Source organism: Campylobacter concisus (assembly GCF_003048615.2).
GTDB lineage: Bacteria > Campylobacterota > Campylobacteria > Campylobacterales > Campylobacteraceae > Campylobacter_A > Campylobacter_A concisus_C.
The window spans coordinates 1,769,186-1,787,670 of record NZ_CP049263.1 but is presented as its reverse complement, the minus strand read 5'-3'; the positions used below and the strand labels follow the sequence as shown (position 1 = coordinate 1,787,670).

General features: G+C 34.7%; 15 protein-coding genes. 2 read left to right on the top strand and 13 right to left on the bottom strand.

All coding sequences use genetic code 11. The features are described from left to right. Window positions 1-9: 9 nt before the first annotated feature. From tssK to CVS89_RS08835, 13 genes are all read right to left on the bottom strand, one after another. On the bottom strand, window positions 10-1,404 hold the full coding sequence (tssK, locus tag CVS89_RS08895; RefSeq protein WP_107847919.1) for a type VI secretion system baseplate subunit TssK: 1,395 nt from the start codon (window positions 1,402-1,404) through the stop codon (window positions 10-12). 1 nt (window position 1,405) lies between these two features. Then, window positions 1,406-1,873 (bottom strand): type VI secretion system lipoprotein TssJ, encoded by a 468-nt coding sequence (gene tssJ / locus CVS89_RS08890; RefSeq protein WP_087583804.1) that lies wholly within the window; start codon window positions 1,871-1,873, stop codon window positions 1,406-1,408. Between the two features lie 115 nt (window positions 1,874-1,988). Then, window positions 1,989-3,353, bottom strand: a complete 1,365-nt coding sequence (locus CVS89_RS08885; protein WP_196376810.1) for a thioredoxin reductase — start codon at window positions 3,351-3,353, stop codon at window positions 1,989-1,991. A 3-nt stretch (window positions 3,354-3,356) separates the two neighbouring features. Beyond that, window positions 3,357-4,112: a hypothetical protein gene (locus CVS89_RS08880; RefSeq protein ID WP_196376809.1), complete on the bottom strand. Its 756-nt coding sequence runs from the start codon at window positions 4,110-4,112 to the stop codon at window positions 3,357-3,359. Between the two features lie 62 nt (window positions 4,113-4,174). Continuing rightward, entirely contained in the window at window positions 4,175-5,548 is a 1,374-nt protein-coding gene (locus tag CVS89_RS08875; RefSeq protein ID WP_196376808.1) for a thioredoxin reductase, read from the bottom strand. A gap of 3 nt (window positions 5,549-5,551) precedes the next feature. Then, window positions 5,552-9,349 (bottom strand): hypothetical protein, encoded by a 3,798-nt coding sequence (locus tag CVS89_RS08870; protein WP_196376807.1) that lies wholly within the window; start codon window positions 9,347-9,349, stop codon window positions 5,552-5,554. Window position 9,350: 1 nt separating this feature from the next. Then, window positions 9,351-12,887 (bottom strand): hypothetical protein, encoded by a 3,537-nt coding sequence (locus tag CVS89_RS08865; protein ID WP_181003017.1) that lies wholly within the window; start codon window positions 12,885-12,887, stop codon window positions 9,351-9,353. Continuing rightward, window positions 12,887-13,501, bottom strand: coding sequence for a tRNA 2-selenouridine synthase (locus CVS89_RS08860; protein WP_103646914.1), 615 nt, complete (start codon window positions 13,499-13,501; stop codon window positions 12,887-12,889). The genes CVS89_RS08865 and CVS89_RS08860 overlap by 1 nt, the downstream gene beginning before the upstream one ends. Before the next feature lie 252 nt (window positions 13,502-13,753). Beyond that, entirely contained in the window at window positions 13,754-14,356 is a 603-nt protein-coding gene (locus CVS89_RS08855; protein ID WP_103646527.1) for a tRNA 2-selenouridine synthase, read from the bottom strand. Beyond that, the gene (locus CVS89_RS08850; protein ID WP_103646526.1) at window positions 14,353-14,508 is read right to left on the bottom strand and encodes a diadenosine tetraphosphate hydrolase; all 156 of its coding nucleotides are present in this window, start codon (window positions 14,506-14,508) and stop codon (window positions 14,353-14,355) included. The genes CVS89_RS08855 and CVS89_RS08850 overlap by 4 nt, the downstream gene beginning before the upstream one ends. 2 nt (window positions 14,509-14,510) lie before the next feature. Next, window positions 14,511-15,107: a tRNA 2-selenouridine synthase gene (locus CVS89_RS08845; protein WP_107797519.1), complete on the bottom strand. Its 597-nt coding sequence runs from the start codon at window positions 15,105-15,107 to the stop codon at window positions 14,511-14,513. Beyond that, the gene (locus CVS89_RS08840; RefSeq protein WP_107797518.1) at window positions 15,104-15,262 is read right to left on the bottom strand and encodes a diadenosine tetraphosphate hydrolase; all 159 of its coding nucleotides are present in this window, start codon (window positions 15,260-15,262) and stop codon (window positions 15,104-15,106) included. The genes CVS89_RS08845 and CVS89_RS08840 overlap by 4 nt, the downstream gene beginning before the upstream one ends. Before the next feature lie 2 nt (window positions 15,263-15,264). Further along, window positions 15,265-15,900, bottom strand: a complete 636-nt coding sequence (locus tag CVS89_RS08835; RefSeq protein ID WP_107797517.1) for a tRNA 2-selenouridine synthase — start codon at window positions 15,898-15,900, stop codon at window positions 15,265-15,267. A gap of 317 nt (window positions 15,901-16,217) precedes the next feature. Between CVS89_RS08835 and CVS89_RS08830 the strand changes: the two genes are divergently transcribed. Both CVS89_RS08830 and CVS89_RS08825 read left to right on the top strand, forming a co-directional pair. Beyond that, entirely contained in the window at window positions 16,218-17,408 is a 1,191-nt protein-coding gene (locus CVS89_RS08830) for a NifS family cysteine desulfurase (protein WP_103643452.1), read from the top strand. Between the two features lie 16 nt (window positions 17,409-17,424). Continuing rightward, window positions 17,425-18,417: an iron-sulfur cluster assembly scaffold protein NifU gene (locus CVS89_RS08825; protein ID WP_004318029.1), complete on the top strand. Its 993-nt coding sequence runs from the start codon at window positions 17,425-17,427 to the stop codon at window positions 18,415-18,417. Window positions 18,418-18,485: the final 68 nt, after the last annotated feature.

Below are 18,485 nucleotides of genomic sequence, written 5' to 3'. Positions count from 1 at the left end.
TTTTTATCCTTATAATAAAGCCCACATCTTAATGTCAGCGTTTGATAAATTTGCTGTTATATAGACGCTAATAACGCTTTGATTTGCGAAGCTTTTGAAAATTTCATCTTTTTTATCGATCTTGTAGTAGATATAGTCATTTAGCTTTGGCAATGTACTAGGTATAGCTGAAATTTGCTCTACGTTTATGCCGCGAAGCTGCGATGATACGATACTTTTGATGTTTGATTGGGTGTGGATTTTGCACTGCTCTTTGAAATTTTTAAGCAGGTACTCATTTTTTGTATCGCTATGGATAGCAAAGTAAATTTCTGAGTTTTCTATGATGCTTGGGTTATCAAAGACGCAGTCAAAAAAGCCGTGATTGTTTTTAACAATCTGCGCCATGACGTATTTTGGCGACAAGATATGCGAGAACAAAAGCCTAAGATTGTTTATTAACGGTACGAAAGTTTGACTTAAGTTGTTGTGATCATAAGCTATAAATTCGCTAAAACTATCATCGTGACTTAGGGCTAGCAGATCAGCTTGAAAATCAACTAGCTTTTCATATAGATACTCTGGATGAATTTTGTCTCTTTTGAAAAGATATGAGAATATCAAGTGCCATTTTTTCAACATATTTAGCGTCAAATATGTTGAAATATCAAGCCTATTTTTCGCCTGATCTATACCGCCTAAAAGCCCAGTATAGCTCTCTTGGTGCTGCTTTGTAGCAAAGCTAAACTCATCTATAAAGCTAGTGATGAAAAAATTTTTACTGATATCGATGCAAGTTGGGATAAATTTCTCATCAAGCGTTATTTGCTTGTTTAGATCTATGTTTTTTATCCTACAAATAGGCACGCTAAGCTCATAAGGCGTCTTTGAGCCAAGCACTCCTAGGGCCGATCTTTGGCTTGCTAGGATCAAATTTTCTTTATCCTGCGTAAAAGCAGACGAAAGCTCAAAGTCGTCTTTGTCATCTAGCTCGTTCAAAATATCGTTGTTAGCTTCATCATGCACTCTTGAGCTAATGAGCGCTTGTTTAGCTGTAAATTTTAGGTTTGGCAGGTTGTTTTGCAAGCTAACATCAACAAGCCCTGAGCTAACTGGTAGCTTTAGTACAATGACGGCAGAATTTAGCTCGCTAGGGCTTATCTCAAGAGGCTCTGGTAGGTCGTCTTGATCTGGGGCGTTAAATATCGTACCATCTTGCGAGATACAAGAAATTTTATTTAGCCCTATCTTGCCTTGAAGCAAAAGCTCGCTTGAGATCTCAAGCTCCAAAACTCCATACAAATTTGAAAAAGACGAGACGGTTTTTAGGTTTAAATTTCTCTCAAAATACCTCTCTTGCTGCTCGAAATGAACCTTATCAACGTTCATCCCGTTGTACCAGACAACTTTTAGTTTATCAGACATTTTATTTGCTTGCTTGGATCTTAGAGCTGCTAGCGTCTATGGTATTTACGCCATTTTTAGTTATCTCAAAAACTATATTTTTCTCTTTTGCTTCTTTTGTTGATTTGTAAGCTTTGATATTTGTCTTGCTTTGATCAGCATAAAGCACCAAAATGCCTACGTATGGCACTTCGTCTGGATCGACATTTGTAAAAGCGTATCTGTTTGTGTTTGGCTGAATTTGCGTTTTTATCGAGTCTATCTTATCTTGACCAAGTATGTCGCCATTTTTCTCAGCTAGATCAACTATGCTAGCTTGCTGAAATTTTGCCACATCTTTCAGCTTGTAAGCAATGATAGTCACTGGCACGTTGTCACCGTGGTAGTTTAAGTTTGAATTTGGAGTGTTGCTTATGATAAGATCTTTTGCACATCCTGCGATAAATAGCATAAAAATTAAAGAACAAAGAAATTTAAACGTTTTCTTCATGGTTTCCTTTACCTCACGTTAATAATATTATTTTTATGTAATTCTATCTAAAATTATTTTAGAAGAAACTTATTTTAAAATCAATGTTCTTAAATAAAACTTTAATGAGCGTTAATCAATCCTTTATATTATGCTCTTTGGCATAGCTTAATATCTTTTGCCTAAGATCTTCTGGGAAGCTATCTCTATACATCACTGGTGTTAGAGGATTTAGCTTTTTATCTAATTTACCAGCCTCATATAGTCTTGTTAGCTCTTCTGGTGTGTTGTAGTATGGTGCATTTGGATATCCCTCTGGTGGGGTTAGGGACATTATTTTAGCTTCTAGGAGGGTGGAGTCGATGTAGAGATCTATATCTCTATCTTCGTAATTAGCAGGATAGCCTTTTTCAGAAAAAATCTCTGCATATTCTGGCAGTTCTTTTTTAACATAAGAGATAAATTCCTCCCTTGTAGTCTCGTTTGCGTCAAGATCTCTAGGGTCTAGTAGTTTGCCTTTGTCTTCTACAAGCTCTCTTAAAACTCTATGCATTGAACCTGTAGGGTTAATCACTACACCGTTTCTATTAAAATCCATCACGAAATAGCTTCCTACTATCTCATCCAGATAAGGTATCATTCCATATTCATCTAGTGGGGGATTTTTAGCTAGTTTTCTAAACTCTTCTGCCATTTGTAAATTTTTGTTTAAGCCTACATTATAAGGAGAGCGTTCAAATAAATCACCTAAAAATTTTAAAGCTTTTACTACTCCTAACTGGGCTGCTAAAAAAATTCTTTGAAATCCTCTTGCTTTAAAACCTGCTTCATTTCCATATGAAAACCCCATAGGATTTCCAAGTATGCCAGCACACATTCCCCACTCTGCTGAAAAGAGCATTGATTTTAATGTCCCTTTATGGGCATTTACTTCATCATAAATTTCAGTGTATTCTGGCTTTGTTAGTTTGCCATTGCTATCCACTCTACCTATGGCATCATCTGGTATATCTATCATAGTGCATTTTAGATTGCTTCTTTTTACTAGATAGATATATCTATCTCTCTTATCTTTTAAACTTTCATAGTAGGCTTTTTCTGTTTTAGTCCAAGGTGATAGTTTGTTTGAGCTTGCTTTATAACTAATATCTAGCCATGGTTTAAATGATAGATAATCTGTTTGACCTAGAGAGTTTGGTTTAGGGTTATAGTATAGTGGTTTATAGTTTTTATATGGAGATGAGTCTAGGATGGAGCGGGCTTCAAGGAGCATTTTAGATTTTTCTTCAAAATACTTTGTAGTATTGTCATCTTTAGTTTTAGACACAATTAAATTTGTATTTTTGTCAAACCAAACCTCTTCTCCATTCGGAGCTATAACCGTATATGTATTACTATTACTCATTAAATTTCCTTTATTCATTGTTTTTTCTTTATTGATAAACAGCGCCAAGGCTATTACCATTAAGATAGCTAAAGTTATAAATATTATCTTCTTCATATCTTATCCTATATAAAGACCATCTTCCATTACTATGGTGGTAGCTAGACGACCGACAAGTCTTGGGGGTATCGTTTCTTTAGTTCTTTTTCCGTGTTCTATCTTACACCCCACATATATACCCTTGATGTTATTGTTTCCTATAATATCAAGAGCCTCTACAAGCTCTCTTGAGAGGTTGTGATGAGTATTGCCATAGTTTGTATTAAAAATTCCTAGTCTAAGCATATATATAATCTTTGCAGCTTCTTGATAGGCATCTATTGGATATTTTGGTTTGCCTGCTGCTTTATTTGGCAATGCATTATCCTTATAATTATTATATATCTCATCTTCCTCTCTAACATCCAAATTTAGCTCCCTTATCTCTACATCAGATTCAGTGTATCTACTTCTAGCATAGTTAAAATACCTTGCATCTATCTCATTGCCAGCTCCTCTTAGCTCATCTAAGCATAGATAGGCACTAAGGTTATTTAGTGCTAGTTTAGAGGCTAGGTTAAAAGATAGTTTGTTTTTCTTATGGTCTATGTCATAGTATATAAATGAGTTATAGTCTAGTCCTCCACTACTTATATTAGCTCCTAGAAATAGTCTATTTAAATTTAGGCTTATATAGTTTTGATAGATCATTACTGGATAGTAGCAATAGCTATTTGTACTATTTTTATCATAGGCTTCTTTTATAGACATAGGTTTATATGAGATATTATTTAGTGCATATGCTTCATTAAATTTATATGTATATCTTGTGTGCATTATTTCGTTGTAGTTTTTATAAGGCTCTTTTTTATTAAGAGTCTTTTTATTTGATTTTATACTTAATCCTTTATATTATGCTCTTTGGCATAGCTTAATATCTTTTGCCTAAGATCTTCTGGGAAGCTATCTCTATACATCACTGGTGTTAGAGGATTTAGCTTTTTATCTAATTTACCAGCCTCATATAGTCTTGTTAGCTCTTCTGGTGTGTTGTAGTATGGTGCATTTGGATATCCCTCTGGTGGGGTTAGGGACATTATTTTAGCTTCTAGGAGGGTGGAGTCGATGTAGAGATCTATATCTCTATCTTCGTAATTAGCAGGATAGCCTTTTTCAGAAAAAATCTCTGCATATTCTGGCAGTTCTTTTTTAACATAAGAGATAAATTCCTCCCTTGTAGTCTCGTTTGCGTCAAGGTCTCTAGGGTCTAGTAGTTTGCCTTTATCTTCAACAAGCTCTCTTAAAACTCTATGCATTGAACCAGTAGGGTTAATCACTATCCCATTTCTATTAAAATCCATCACGAAATAGCTTCCTACTATCTCATCAAGATAAGGCATCATTCCATATTCATCTAGTGGAGGATTTTTAGATAATCTTCTAAATTCTTCAGCCATTTGTAAATTTTTGTTTAGACCTACTAAATATGTAGAGTGTTTAAATAAATCAGCTAATGCCTCCAAGGCTCCGTCTTGACCAAGCTGGGCTGATAGAAACATTGATTGATATGCTCTTGCTTTAAATCCTGCATAACCTAATCCAACACCTCCTACAAATCCAGTAACGTCTCCTAGTATTCCAGCACATATATTCCACTCTGCTGCAAATAGTTCTGATTTTAATGTACCTTTGTGGGCATTTACTTCATCATAAATTTCAGCATATTCTGGCTTTGTTAGTTTGCCATTACTATCTACTCTACCTATTGCATCTTCTGGTATATCTATCATGGTGCATTTTAGATTACTTCTTTTTACTAGATAGATATATCTATCTCTTTTATCTTTTAAGCTTTCATAGTAGGCTTTTTCTGTTTTAGTCCAAGGTGATAGTTTGTTTGAGCTTGCTTTATAACTAATATCTAGCCATGGTTTAAATGATAGATAATCTGTTTGACCTAGAGAGTTTGGTTTAGGGTTATAGTATAGTGGTTTATAGTTTTTATATGGAGATGAGTCTAGGATGGAGCGGGCTTCAAGGAGCATTTTAGATTTTTCTTCAAAATACTTTGTAGTATTGTCATCTTTAGTTTTAGACACAATTAAATTTGTATTTTTGTCAAACCAAACCTCTTCTCCATTCGGAGCTATAACCGTATATGTATTACTATTACTCATTAAATTTCCTTTATTCATTGTTTTTTCTTTATTGATAAACAGCGCCAAGGCTATTACCATTAAGATAGCTAAAGTTATAAATATTATCTTCTTCATATCTTATCCTATATAAAGACCATCTTCCATTACTATGGTGGTAGCTAGACGACCGACAAGTCTTGGGGGTATCGTTTCTTTAGTTCTTTTTCCGTGTTCTATCTTACACCCCACATATATACCCTTGATGTTATTGTTTCCTATAATATCAAGAGCCTCTACAAGCTCTCTTGAGAGGTTGTGATGAGTATTGCCATAGTTTGTATTAAAAATTCCTAGTCTAAGCATATATATAATCTTTGCAGCTTCTTGATAGGCATCTATTGGATATTTTGGTTTGCCTGCTGCTTTATTTGGCAATGCATTATCCTTATAATTATTATATATCTCATCTTCCTCTCTAACATCCAAATTTAGCTCCCTTATCTCTACATCAGATTCAGTGTATCTACTTCTAGCATAGTTAAAATACCTTGCATCTATCTCATTGCCAGCTCCTCTTAGCTCATCTAAGCATAGATAGGCACTAAGGTTATTTAGTGCTAGTTTAGAGGCTAGGTTAAAAGATAGTTTGTTTTTCTTATGGTCTATGTCATAGTATATAAATGAGTTATAGTCTAGTCCTCCACTACTTATATTAGCTCCTAGAAATAGTCTATTTAAATTTAGGCTTATATAGTTTTGATAGATCATTACTGGATAGTAGCAATAGCTATTTGTACTATTTTTATCATAGGCTTCTTTTATAGACATAGGTTTATATGAGATATTATTTAGTGCATATGCTTCATTAAATTTATATGTATATCTTGTATGCATTATCTCGTTATAGTTCTCTTCTAGCTTTTCGTATGAGGTTTTCCAGAGTTCTAATGCACCACTAACCATAGAAGCACCTATACTCTTACCTAAAGATCCTGCATAATCTTTTATTAGCCTCTTTATCTCTTGAAAATCTGTATAGCTAAACCTATGAGTATATCTCATAAAGGTATATGTTGTGATCTCTGTATAGGTTATACTTAGTTTATAATACTCCATTGCCATATGAAGCCTAAATGCATTTGATGCTTGAATGATTAGATTAAGCTTTGAATGTTGTAAAACTACACTTGTAGTTTTTAGACTTGTTATTAGTAAGATATATCGATCTATCTCTTTAGTCTTTCTTGCACCAAGTAGGCTTTTTACTAAATTTAATACCCCAAGCTCATCAAGAAATGTTTCTCTTAGTGCCTTTGCATCTTTATTAAATATATAAGAACCAAGTGATTCATATATCTTAGATATGCCATCTTCGCCAACAAATTTTGCTAGTGGAAATACCTCTTCTATAGTAGTTTTTACTAATAACGAGGTTACCTCTTTATTTATATCTCTATCATTGCTATATGCTATATCTTTTAAATTTATAGCCTCTTTTAGAGTGTTTTTATTCTTAGCAGCTATAGCCTCTTTTATAGTAGCTTCATCTTTTTTATAGTTTTCATCTATCTTATCAGCTTGTTCTATAAGAAGTTTCATTAGATCTTTTTGCAAAGGATCTTTAATATCTGCATTTTTACCAACTTCATTTTCTGCTAAAAGCTCTTCAACGCTAACTACATCCTTGTTATTTACTCCATCCATATATTTAGAAATTTCTTCTATACATAGATACTCGCCACTTTTTAGACCACTATTTTTTACTGAGTCTTTATAAAAAAATAGCTTTAAATCTCTATCAAAAACTCTTATTATAGAGTTTGAGTGTAGGGCTTTTATTTCATCATCTTCTATTACTATATATTCATCACCATCTTTAATGCTTTTCTTTATCATTTTTTTTGAATAGCTTTTAGTCATTATAAAGTAAGCCACACTAAGAGATAGTGCTTCTATGAAAGAGTAGCGTTTTGGGAGGGTTTGTATTATACGTTGCATTTGTGATTGGTATTCATCTGCGGTTGATGAGCCATTTTTTATATCATCTATGATTTGGCTTGAGATACTACTATTGTTATATGCTTCAGTCTCTCTTCTGTTTAAAGTGTTTTCATTTACCTTGTCAAACACTGCTTTAAAAGAGAGAGTTACCTTTTTCATATACTCTTCTTCGCTTTTTTTGATCTTCTCCATATCATTTGGTTGCTTAGTATAAGCATTTACATGAGAGAAATTTGTCTTAAATAACTCTTCGTATTTGGTGTAATTATCAAGATAGTTAGTGTCATCTTGATAGGCGATCTCTTTAAATTCTTCCCTCTTTTGCTCTATGTTGTCTATATATTTTTTATCTATCCTTGCAAATGGAGATAAATTTAAGACAAGGGTTGATTTTTGGTTGTCTTTATTTATATCTATACTATATTTGCTATAGTCTTTAACAGGCTCTAGGGTCTTTATATCGGTGAATTTTTGTTTTACTAGGTTGGATTTGTTGGGTCTATTTAGCTCGTCTTCTATCACTTGATCTAGGCATTTACTTATAACTTCTTCTCTTAGCCCTGCACTTGATCTAAAAGGTGAGTTTGATAGCACAACATAGTTTTTATTTAAATTTGAAAAATCTTTGCTGTTCATCTCATCGTTTGCAGATGTGCCATTTTTATTGGACTTGTTCGCTATTAGATTGGCTAGTTTTATAGAGTTGAAATTTGAAGCACAGATAAAATTCAAATTTGCATTTAGTCCTTTTATTTGATCCTTTAGTCTTTTAAAGAGCGTATCATCACTAGAGCCAAAGCCTAAGTTTTTATTTACTATATCATAAGAGCAAACATCCTTTGTATGATCAAACACCGATAGATCATCTAAATGACCAAATACACTATATCCCTCATCTGCGTTACAATTAACCTCATTTAGGTTATTGTCGTCTCTAAAGTAGATATAGTCTAAGTTTAGGTGGGTAAAGTCTATAAAAAAGCCAGAGTTAGAAGATTTATCTTGTTTAAATACTAATACATTGCAACTTGAGTTTATATTTAGAGTATTTATAATAGAAGCAAATCTAGATGTGAAAAAGCTAAGGATAGGTAAGGTTACACCATAAAGAGATCTATTACTTTGATGCTCAACCATCTTGTAGGTTAATTTACTAAGCTCATAGAATAAAAAGCATCCGTTTGCCTTTTTAAGTGCAGCCTTTGGGTCACTTAGATCAACTATGCTTAATATAAAAAGAAATATTTGCTTTAGTAAAAACTCTCCACTTTCTTTATTTAGCTCATTTAAATTCTTATCTAACTCTCTAAAACACTCTTCAATGCTTTTTTCAAATTTAGCTCCATCTAGTCCTTCGCTAGATATCAAAGAGCTAGCATCGCTTAGTAGATCATTTTTTAAGGTATTTAAGCACTCTTTTACGATATCTTTGGCGTCATCATAGTTGGATACTATGACCTCAAACATATCATAAAAGCTTATAGCTTCTGTCTTTGTTTCACCCATGTTTTTTAGCAAATTTCTCTCGTGCTCATCCTGAGCAGCTTCAAGTTCAGCTTCATATCTTGCTTTACTTTTTATGGGGCTTATCTTCTCTTTTAAATTTGCAAAAAACTTGTCAACCGCACTCTTTTTATGGACGATCTTTACTGGTATATCTCTATATTCAAATTCTCTTATTCTATTTAGCTTACTATCAGTAAAGCTCTCTTTATCTATATAAAAGTCAGATACGATCGATACATCTTTTTTATCTCTCTTCTTAGAAAATATTAGATTAGATATGATCTCATTAGCTATGCCGTTAGAGTATGATGTGAGAGAATTTAGGCTAGACGTATAAAGCGTCACACTCTTTGCATCAGCCATATACTCTTTCATCTTTTTTAATGTCTCTTCGCAAGAGTAGGTTATTTTTATTTCGTTGTTTTGCATATTAAGCCACCACTACTGTTTTTGTTGTATTTATATCATCATTATATTTGCTATCAAGTCCACAAGCAAATTTTATATCCACCGTCTTAGCCTTGCTTGGCGTGACATAGATAAGATTACTCTCATCGCTTATATCATCCACAAACTGAAAAAATCCTACACCACTTTTTGGAAGTGTTATATTTTTGTAAATAGATTCTATATATTTAGGTGTTATAAAGATGAAATTCTTATCCATGAGCGAGTATTTGAAGTTAAATGACGAGATACTAAATTTATCCTCTCTAAAGCGAGAGCTTAGATGTTCTTTTAGCTTCTTATCTTTTACATCACTGCCCTCATCTAAATTTAGCTCCATCTCTTTAAATCCCTCTTGGTTTTTATGCTCCACATCATTTAGCTTATATATGCAAACGGCAAGGTTGTCTGCTTGATTAAGGGCTGATTTTACATGAAGTCTTATGTGAGCGCTATTTAAATTTGGATTTAGCACCGCTGCATTATCGTTTTCAGACGTTGGGCTACCTATGCTATGAGCTAGCTTTATCCTATTTTCTTTTTTTATGCATCTTAGCGGTGAGCTTGTGTTGCTTAGGCACGCTGGCACTAGATCTTGCATAACAGCATAGTGGTTATTCATACTTTTTAGACTAAGCGCCGCCCTTGGCACGTATGCTACCTTTGTGCAAGGATTTTTAGCTGAGCAGCCAACTATCGGTGAGTTGATAAAATCAACATCAAGTATAACGCCTTGATCATCTGATCTTATGCTTTTGCCAGCTCTACTTTTTAAGATCACATGGCCGCCATGTGGGCAAACCACTACGTCATCTTCTATTATTGGATTAGCAAAGGCAGTGCCACCAGCACTTACCGCGCTACTTTTCTTTTCTAAATTTAGTCTCTCATTTGCCCGCTCAAGCGACTCTTTGGTCTCTTTGTTTGTTGGCTTTAGGTCTATATTTAGGCTTTTGTTTAGTAAAGAGTAGTTTAGCACACAAGCTCGTTGGTTTTTATAATCGATAGTTAGTCTTCCTTTATCTTTTTCCTCGTCCCTTGGCTGATGAGAGAAGCTTAGAGCATTAGAATTTGACTCCTCCCCATCCTCTTCTTTTTTAAAGTATAGTGGATAGTCTGATTGCTCTGTGGCGGTGTTTAGTGGCTTATCTATGATATAAACCTGTGTTTTTAACTTTGTAAAGTCTATATCCAGATCAGAGCTAACTTGATTGATATCAAATATACTCTTATCTCTTAAAAGTATATCCACCTTGCCCTCACTGATATGCATTAGCTCATTTGGCTCTAGCCTTATCACATTTAGGTACTCTTTTGCCACGTCATTTTTAGCATCTTTTGCCACATTGTCTATTAGCTTAAAGTTATGCGTTAGCACTATGCCTCTTGTTATCTTTTTATCAGTGTTTGTCTTAGCTATTACCACATAGTGTTTGTTATCGTCCGCATATTTAAAGCTCTCAAATTTTAGCTCATAAGCACTTCTATAAATTTCTAGCCTTGTGTTTATATACTGCTCTAGCTCTTTTTCGTTTGAGTTAGAATTTGCATGCGAGCTTGCTATCTTAAAAAAGTCAGATATATAGCTCATACGGTCCTTAAATGCCTTCAGATCAGCCTTTTTGCTTAGCATAAAGTATCTGACCGAGTAGATAGCAAAGAAAAGATTTAGATCGCCGCTTTTTACCTTGCTAGCTATCTCTTTAGCATCTAGCGCCTTTACCTCCTCTCTATCTATCATATCTACAAATTTATCTTTCTCTTTGTAGTACAAGAGCGAGCTTACAGGGTCTTCTAAATTTGGCGCTTCATTTTCATCCTCAAAACCAAGAGAATTTACATATAAAGCCACAGGATATATCACACTCTCAAGTATGCTAAGCCTTTTTTTATCCTCGCTGCCTAGCTTTGGTAGATAGCCTAGAGAAATTTTATAAAAGTAGACGTTAAAGCTTAGGCTTTGTATATAGTCATTTAGATAGTCCAGAGCGGCTGGCACGTCTTTGTCTTTTATCTTTGCCTCATTTTTTTCATTACTTAGCAGATACTCCATCAAGTATAGGCTCTCCACGATCTGCTTCATAAAGTGCGAGGCGACTAATATATTTATAAGATGAAGTTTCTTTGTATTTTTATAGTCATATTCTGCCAGATGCCCATCTAAACTTTCAGCCCCTAGCCCATATCTAAATCCAAGGTCAGATATCACAGAAGTGCTTGGCTCATAGAGTTGGTTCCACTCTCTTTTAAGGCTATCTCCGTCACTATCATCACTAGCATCAAATAGCCCTTCATCATTTTTATCATAAATTTTATGTCTGACGCTATCGCAGTGATGTATCTCTACTTCAGAGCTTCCTTTGCTAGATTTGTTGATATTAGAGCTTACCTTTTTATCTCCTACTTCCTTGCAAGCCTTTTCGTTATTTTGAACTACATTTACACAATCTTTTAGTGTGCTCTTGTCATCTTTAAAGCCAAACATATTTTTTATCTTGTTAAAGATAGAGCTAGCTATCTTTCCTACAAAGCCATTTGGATCAAGTACTCTTGCTATCCACCTTACGCCTTTCATTATTGCCTTAGCTATAAAACTGACAAATCTTAAAGATATAGTGACTAAACTAGCAAATGCACCACCAAAGCCAGGGGCGTTAAAAGTATATAGCTCCTTTACATCTTTAGTGTATAAAAAGGCAAATGACTGAGCCAAGTGGCCGCCTAGTGAGTGGCCTGATAAGACTAGGTTAGAAATTTCGCTTGTATCGTTTGAATTTGCCTTATGCTCTTTTATAGCATCATACATATCGCTCTTTAGCATAGCCATAGAGGCTATCTGGTTTAGTCCTGCACCAAAAAGGGCTATCATGCCATCAGTAAATACTAGGTCTTTAAACCCTAGCTCTGTTCCTCTAAAGCCTATGATGTAGTTATTAAATTTACTATCGTAAAAAACAGTCGAGCTAAAACCAGTGATAGATGTATTTTTGATGTGATAAACTAGCTCGTAGCGATTGACAAAGGCTTTTGTGCGAAGGGAAATTTGGTGGAAGGTTGGTTTATTGACAAAAATGTAAGACTCTTTTGTTTTCTTGTCAGTATAGATAAAACTTTGAATTTCGTTATTTATGGGTTTTACTTCAGGCTTTTCACCTTCGCTAGATATAGGTTTAGTTATCACCATATCTTGATTAAAACGTGCTTCTATGGTTAGGGCGTATGCGGTTGGGTCACCTGCTTTTCTTACAATATTTCCATCTTTATCCTGAATGCTATCGTTTAAAATATCACCCTTTCTGATATTGTCTTTATATCTCCAAACGGGCTTTTCCATCTCCTGCTTTTTATATGAATTTACAATGTTTTCAGGGGCATTATCTTTTCCGAACTTGCTATAAAGATCGTCTAAGCCGTTTTTCTCATTCTCACTTACCCAGTGAAGCATTGCGTAACTTGCGTCTGCAATGTCAGCATAGTCTTTAAATTTAAGTATTTGTTCTTTGGTTGAGATTTCACTCATTATTTTTCCCTAACAAAAGTATTTTTATGGCTATCAAAATAAAATTCACTATTTCCGCCTATATCTTTTATATCTTTTCTAGATAAAGAAAAGCCTCTACCTTCATCTCCAAATAAGCCATATTTGGTATAGCCAACTGCATAGTAAACAGATACTGCTATGGCTACTACATTATTATTTTCATCTACATAAAAATAAGATGGGAGCATTGTAGGTTTAAATTTATTATAGTTTTCAGTGCCTATGTAGTTTATTATCTTTTGTCTATCTTGATTTGATAATTCAGGCTTTTTCTCATAAGACCTTGATGGTGTGTAGTATTGTTTGCCGTTTGAGAGGGTTTGGGGGAGTTTTTCATCAACCAATTTTGTATTAACAACATAAAGACCGTCACCTAAATATTTTCCTTTGGTATTTTTTCTTAGCTCTTTTCTTTCAGCTTCTCTTTTTTCTATCTCTTCAACAAATTTTTGATTAAACACATAAACCCCGCCATATTTACTAGCTAAATTTTCTAGTTCTGAGTTACTTGCGTTGTTGCTTGCTTGATTTGCAGAGCAAGCTATTAAAAATATGCTTGTTAGTAGTAGAAGTATAATACCTATAAATTTCATCCTATATCCTTTTAGAAAATTTCTTTTGCTTATTTTATTGTCTTTGAAATTATAATATTATTAATTTATTATGTTTTATTTGTAGATTGTTAAATTTTTTATTAATTGAGGCTGTTTTTATCTATATTATTGTCTAGCCATTTCTTTCGTTTTCAAATACATAGTGTAAAAAAGAATAAGAAGCGTCAGCTATATCTGCATAGTCTTTAAATTTTATTATCTGTTCTTTTGTTGAAATTTTATTACTTCCCATTATTTTTCCCTAACAAAAGTATTTTTGTGACTATCGAAATAAAATCTGTTATTTCCACTTATATCTTTTATATCTTTTCTAGATAGCGAAAAACCTCTACCTTCATCTCCAAATAAGCCGTATTCGGTATAACTCTCATAAAAGCTTACATTTAAAGAAATAACCTTTAAATTTTCGTTATCAAAATAAAACTCATCAATCATTATAGATGAAAGCTTGTAGGCTGTTTCACCCATAAAGTTTTTTAACTTGACGACTACATCATCAGGTATTACTACTTTTTTAGAGTAGTTTCTTCTTTGGTAATATGGCTTGCCGTTTGAGAGAATTCGTGGGAGTTTCTCGTTAATGGGTTTTGGATCAATCGCATAAAGACCATCGCCCAAATCTCTACCTTTCATTTTTTTGCTTAGCTCTTTTCTTTCAGCTTCTCTTTTCTCTATCTCATCAACAAATTTTTGATTAAATATATAAACCCCTCCATATTTTTTACCAAGCTCTTTTATTTCAGAGTTGTTTATATTATTGCTTGCTTGATTTGCAGAGCAAGCTATTAAAAATATGCTTGTTAGTAGTAGAAGTATAATACCTATAAATTTCATCCTATATCCTTTTTGTTTTGTTTATCATTTAGGTCGTCAAATCCATTTCTCTCGTTTTCATTTATCCAGTGAAGCATTGCATAGCTTGCGTCAGCAATATCAGCGTAGTCCTTAAATTTTATTATTTGTTCTTTGGTTGAAATTTGGCTCATTTTTATTTCTCTAAATAGAATTTATTATTATCTATGACATATCTAGTTTCGGTATCTTTTAGTCTAAAACCTCTACCTTCATCACCAAATAATCCATAGTTGGTTACTTTATAGCTATAAGAAACTCCCATTGTTATAGGCACAGCTTCATCGTTATCGTTTATATAAAAATATTCGGTATTTATACTAGGTGGATATTTATTAAAATTCTCTTGTCCTATAAATTCTTTTACTCTATTGCTATAGCCTTGAGCTATCTTAGGTTGTTTTTTAAATTTTCTAGAATAGTCGCCCTTGTCTGTATAGTATAGCTTGCCATTTGAAAGAATTTGTGGGAGTTTTTTATCCATAATAGCTAGATCATCTCTTTTAAAATTTCTTTTATTATTCTTAAAAAAATCCTTCATATACAAACTTCTTTCCTTTTCTCTTTTTTCTATTTCCTCATAGAATTTCTTATTAAATATATAAACCCCTCCATATTTTTTACCAAGCTCTTTTATTTCAGAGTTGTTTATATTATTACTTGCTTGATTTGCAGAGCAAGCTATTAAAAATATGCTTGTTAGTAGTAGAAGTATAATGCCTATAAATTTCATCCTATATCCTTTTTGTTTGGTTTATTATTTAGATCGTCTAAGCCGTTTTTTTCATTCTCATTTACCCAATGAAGCATTGCATAGCTTGCATCCGCAATATCAGCATAGTCTTTAAATTTGATTATTTGTTCTTTTGTTGAAATTTTATTCTGCATTTTTATTTCACTTTTTCAAATTTATTATTATTAAGGATAAATTTATTTCCACCTCTAGCAGTATGTATTTCTCCTTTTGATAAAGAAAATCCTCTGCCCTCGTCACCAAATAAACCATATTTTTTGACTTTGTAGTTATATGTTACTGTTAGTTCAATAGGCACTATGTTATTGTTATCATCAATATAAAAAGACCAAACATTAATATCTGGTGTAAATTTATAATAGTTCTCTTGTCCTATATGGTTTATCACCTTGTCAATATATGTTTTTGATAAATTTACAGCTTTTTGGTAAGTGTTAATTGTATGGTATTGTTTGCCGTTTGAGAGAATTTGCTGCATTTCAGGATTATTGTAAAACTCAAGCTTTAAAATTTCTCTCATTTTTTTATTTCTCTCATTTTTGTCAGGTATTGTCTTTATTCTTTCTAAAATCTCTTTTCTCTTACTATCCCTTATTTGCTCTTGCTTGTCTATCTCTTGAGCAAATTTCTCATTAAACACATAAACCCCGCCATATTTACTAGCTAAATTTTCTAGCTCAGAGTTACTTATCTTATTGCTTGTTTGATTTGCAGAGCAAGCTATTAAAAATATGCTTGTTAGTAGTAGAAGTATAATACCTATAAATTTCATCCTATATCCTTTTAGAAAATTTCTTTTGCTTATTTTATTGTCGATATATTTACGTTACGATTAATTATCTCGCGTTTAAGTTTTTAATCCTTAAGAAAAAGAATTAATATTAAGAGTAAAATAGGCTCTTTTAGGCAAAATTTCGCAAATGGCGTATCTGACAAATATTGATAAAGAATTTCAATATTTTTTACTATCAAAATGAGCCAAATATTGAAAAAACTAAAGCATTTTTTTAAACTTGCTTTTAACTTTTTTGTTATAATATCCCATCAAAAATAAAAGGGATATTTTTTATCCGAATTAAGGTTTTAAATTTGAGAGTATATTTAGACAATAACGCCACAACGATGGTTGATCCAGAAGCTTTTGAACTTATGAAGCCGTTTTTTTGCGAAAAATACGGCAATCCAAACTCACTTCACAAATTTGGCTCAGAAACCCACCCAGCGCTAAGAACAGCGCTAGATCAGCTCTACGCCGGACTAAATGCAAAAGATAGCGATGACATCGTCGTTACCTCATGTGCAACCGAGAGCAACAACTGGGTTGTAAAAGGCATCTACTTCGACAAGATCGCAACTGGCGAGAAAAAACGCATCATCACAACCGCAGTCGAGCATCCAGCCATTTTGGCAACTTGTAAATTTCTAGAAAAATATGGCGTGGATCTTACGGTTTTAGACGTAAATAGCGACGGCATCGTCACTCCAGACCAGCTAAGAGCCGTAATGGACGAAAACGTCGCGCTTGTCGCCATAATGAGCGCAAACAACGAAACTGGCATGATCTTTCCTATAAAAGAGCTTGCCAAAGTTGCCCACGAATACGGCGCTTTATTTCACACTGACGCCGTGCAAGCAGTCGGCAAGATAAAGATAGATGTTCAAGACTTAGACGTTGATTTCTTAAGCTTTTCAGCACATAAATTTCACGGACCAAAGGGCGTTGGAGCGTTATTTATAAAAAATAGCATGCCACTAAGCAGCTTGCTTCACGGCGGCGAGCACATGGGCGGACGCAGAAGCGGCACACTTGATGTACCAGGCATCGTTGGCATGGGCAAGGCGCTTGAACTAGCAAATAAATTTATGGATTACGAGCATTCGCACGTTCGTCGTTTGCGTGACAAACTTGAAGACGCGCTACTACAAATTCCTGATGTTAGCGTCGTCGGCGCTAAAGATCAGCGCGTGCCAAACACCATCCTAGCTTCTATCAAAGGCGTCGAGGGCGAGGCTATGCTTTGGGACTTAAACAGAGCTGGCATAGCGGCCTCTACTGGCTCTGCCTGTGCGAGCGAGACGCTAGAGAGCAATCCTATCATGGAGGCAATCGGAGCTGACAAAGAGCTAGCTCACACCGCACTTAGACTCTCTCTTTCAAGGTTTAATACAGAAGAAGAGATCGACTATGCGATCGAGCAGATAACAAAGGCTGTAAATAGGCTAAGAGGCATCTCAAGCACATTTGCATACGCCCCAGAGTGGCATAAGAGTGGATTATAAAATTTAAAGGAAAAACATGGCAAAAAATAACTTAATCGGCGGCTCTATCTGGGATGAATACTCAAAGGTAGTGCAAGATAGGATGAATAATCCTAAATTCATGGGCGAACTAACCGAAGAGGACGCCAAAAAAGCAAACGCAAAACTTATCATCGCTGACTTTGGCGCAGAGAGCTGCGGCGATGCGGTCAGGCTCTACTGGCTCGTTGATGAGAAAACTGACAAGATAATAGACGCTAAATTTAAAAGCTTTGGCTGTGGCACGGCGATAGCTAGCTCGGATACGATGGCCGAGCTTTGCATCGGCAAAACGGTCGATGAAGCGGTTAAGATCACAAACCTTGACGTCGAAAGAGCTATGCGCGATAACCCAGACACACCAGCTGTGCCACCTCAAAAGATGCACTGCTCGGTTATGGCGTATGACGTTATCAAGGCAGCTGCTGCAAGCTACAAAGGCATAGACCCAGAGCACTTTGAAGATGAGATCATCGTTTGCGAGTGCGCTAGAGTGAGCCTTGGCACGATCAAAGAGGTGATAAGACTAAACGACCTTCACACAGTTGAGGAGATCACGCAATACACCAAAGCTGGCGCATTTTGCAAATCATGCGTTAGACCTGGCGGACACGAGAAAAAAGACTACTATTTGGTTGATATCTTGCGCGACACTAGGGCTGAGATGGAGCAAGAGAGGCTTGAAGCTCAGGCAAATGCTCAAGCAAACAACACCCTAAGCGACGTTAGCTTTGAGAGCATGACGATGGTTGGCCAGCTAAAAGCGATCGAGTCGATCATCGACAAAGAGATCCGCCCGATGCTTATGATGGATGGCGGAAATTTAGAGATCATAGACATTAGAAACGACAACGGCGAAAATATCGACGTTTATATCCGCTATCTTGGCGCTTGCTCAGGCTGTTCAAGCGGCTCGACTGGCACGCTTTATGCGATAGAAAATGTATTGCAAGAGAGCCTAAGCCCAAAAATCAGGGTTATGCCTATATAAATTTATCGAACGGCTTCTTTTGGAGCTGTTCGCCTCCACTAAATTAAATTTACCACCTAGACAATCTG

Coding starts and splice junctions, on each gene's coding strand:
- tssK (WP_107847919.1), bottom strand. CDS start 1,404: ATGTCTGATAAACTAAAAGTTGTCTGGTACAACGGGATGAACGTTGAT.
- tssJ (WP_087583804.1), bottom strand. CDS start 1,873: ATGAAGAAAACGTTTAAATTTCTTTGTTCTTTAATTTTTATGCTATTT.
- CVS89_RS08885 (WP_196376810.1), bottom strand. CDS start 3,353: ATGAAGAAGATAATATTTATAACTTTAGCTATCTTAATGGTAATAGCC.
- CVS89_RS08880 (WP_196376809.1), bottom strand. CDS start 4,112: ATGCACACAAGATATACATATAAATTTAATGAAGCATATGCACTAAAT.
- CVS89_RS08875 (WP_196376808.1), bottom strand. CDS start 5,548: ATGAAGAAGATAATATTTATAACTTTAGCTATCTTAATGGTAATAGCC.
- CVS89_RS08870 (WP_196376807.1), bottom strand. CDS start 9,349: ATGCAAAACAACGAAATAAAAATAACCTACTCTTGCGAAGAGACATTA.
- CVS89_RS08865 (WP_181003017.1), bottom strand. CDS start 12,887: ATGAGTGAAATCTCAACCAAAGAACAAATACTTAAATTTAAAGACTAT.
- CVS89_RS08860 (WP_103646914.1), bottom strand. CDS start 13,501: ATGAAATTTATAGGTATTATACTTCTACTACTAACAAGCATATTTTTA.
- CVS89_RS08855 (WP_103646527.1), bottom strand. CDS start 14,356: ATGAAATTTATAGGTATTATACTTCTACTACTAACAAGCATATTTTTA.
- CVS89_RS08850 (WP_103646526.1), bottom strand. CDS start 14,508: ATGAGCCAAATTTCAACCAAAGAACAAATAATAAAATTTAAGGACTAC.
- CVS89_RS08845 (WP_107797519.1), bottom strand. CDS start 15,107: ATGAAATTTATAGGCATTATACTTCTACTACTAACAAGCATATTTTTA.
- CVS89_RS08840 (WP_107797518.1), bottom strand. CDS start 15,262: ATGCAGAATAAAATTTCAACAAAAGAACAAATAATCAAATTTAAAGAC.
- CVS89_RS08835 (WP_107797517.1), bottom strand. CDS start 15,900: ATGAAATTTATAGGTATTATACTTCTACTACTAACAAGCATATTTTTA.
- CVS89_RS08825 (WP_004318029.1), top strand. CDS start 17,425: ATGGCAAAAAATAACTTAATCGGCGGCTCTATCTGGGATGAATACTCA.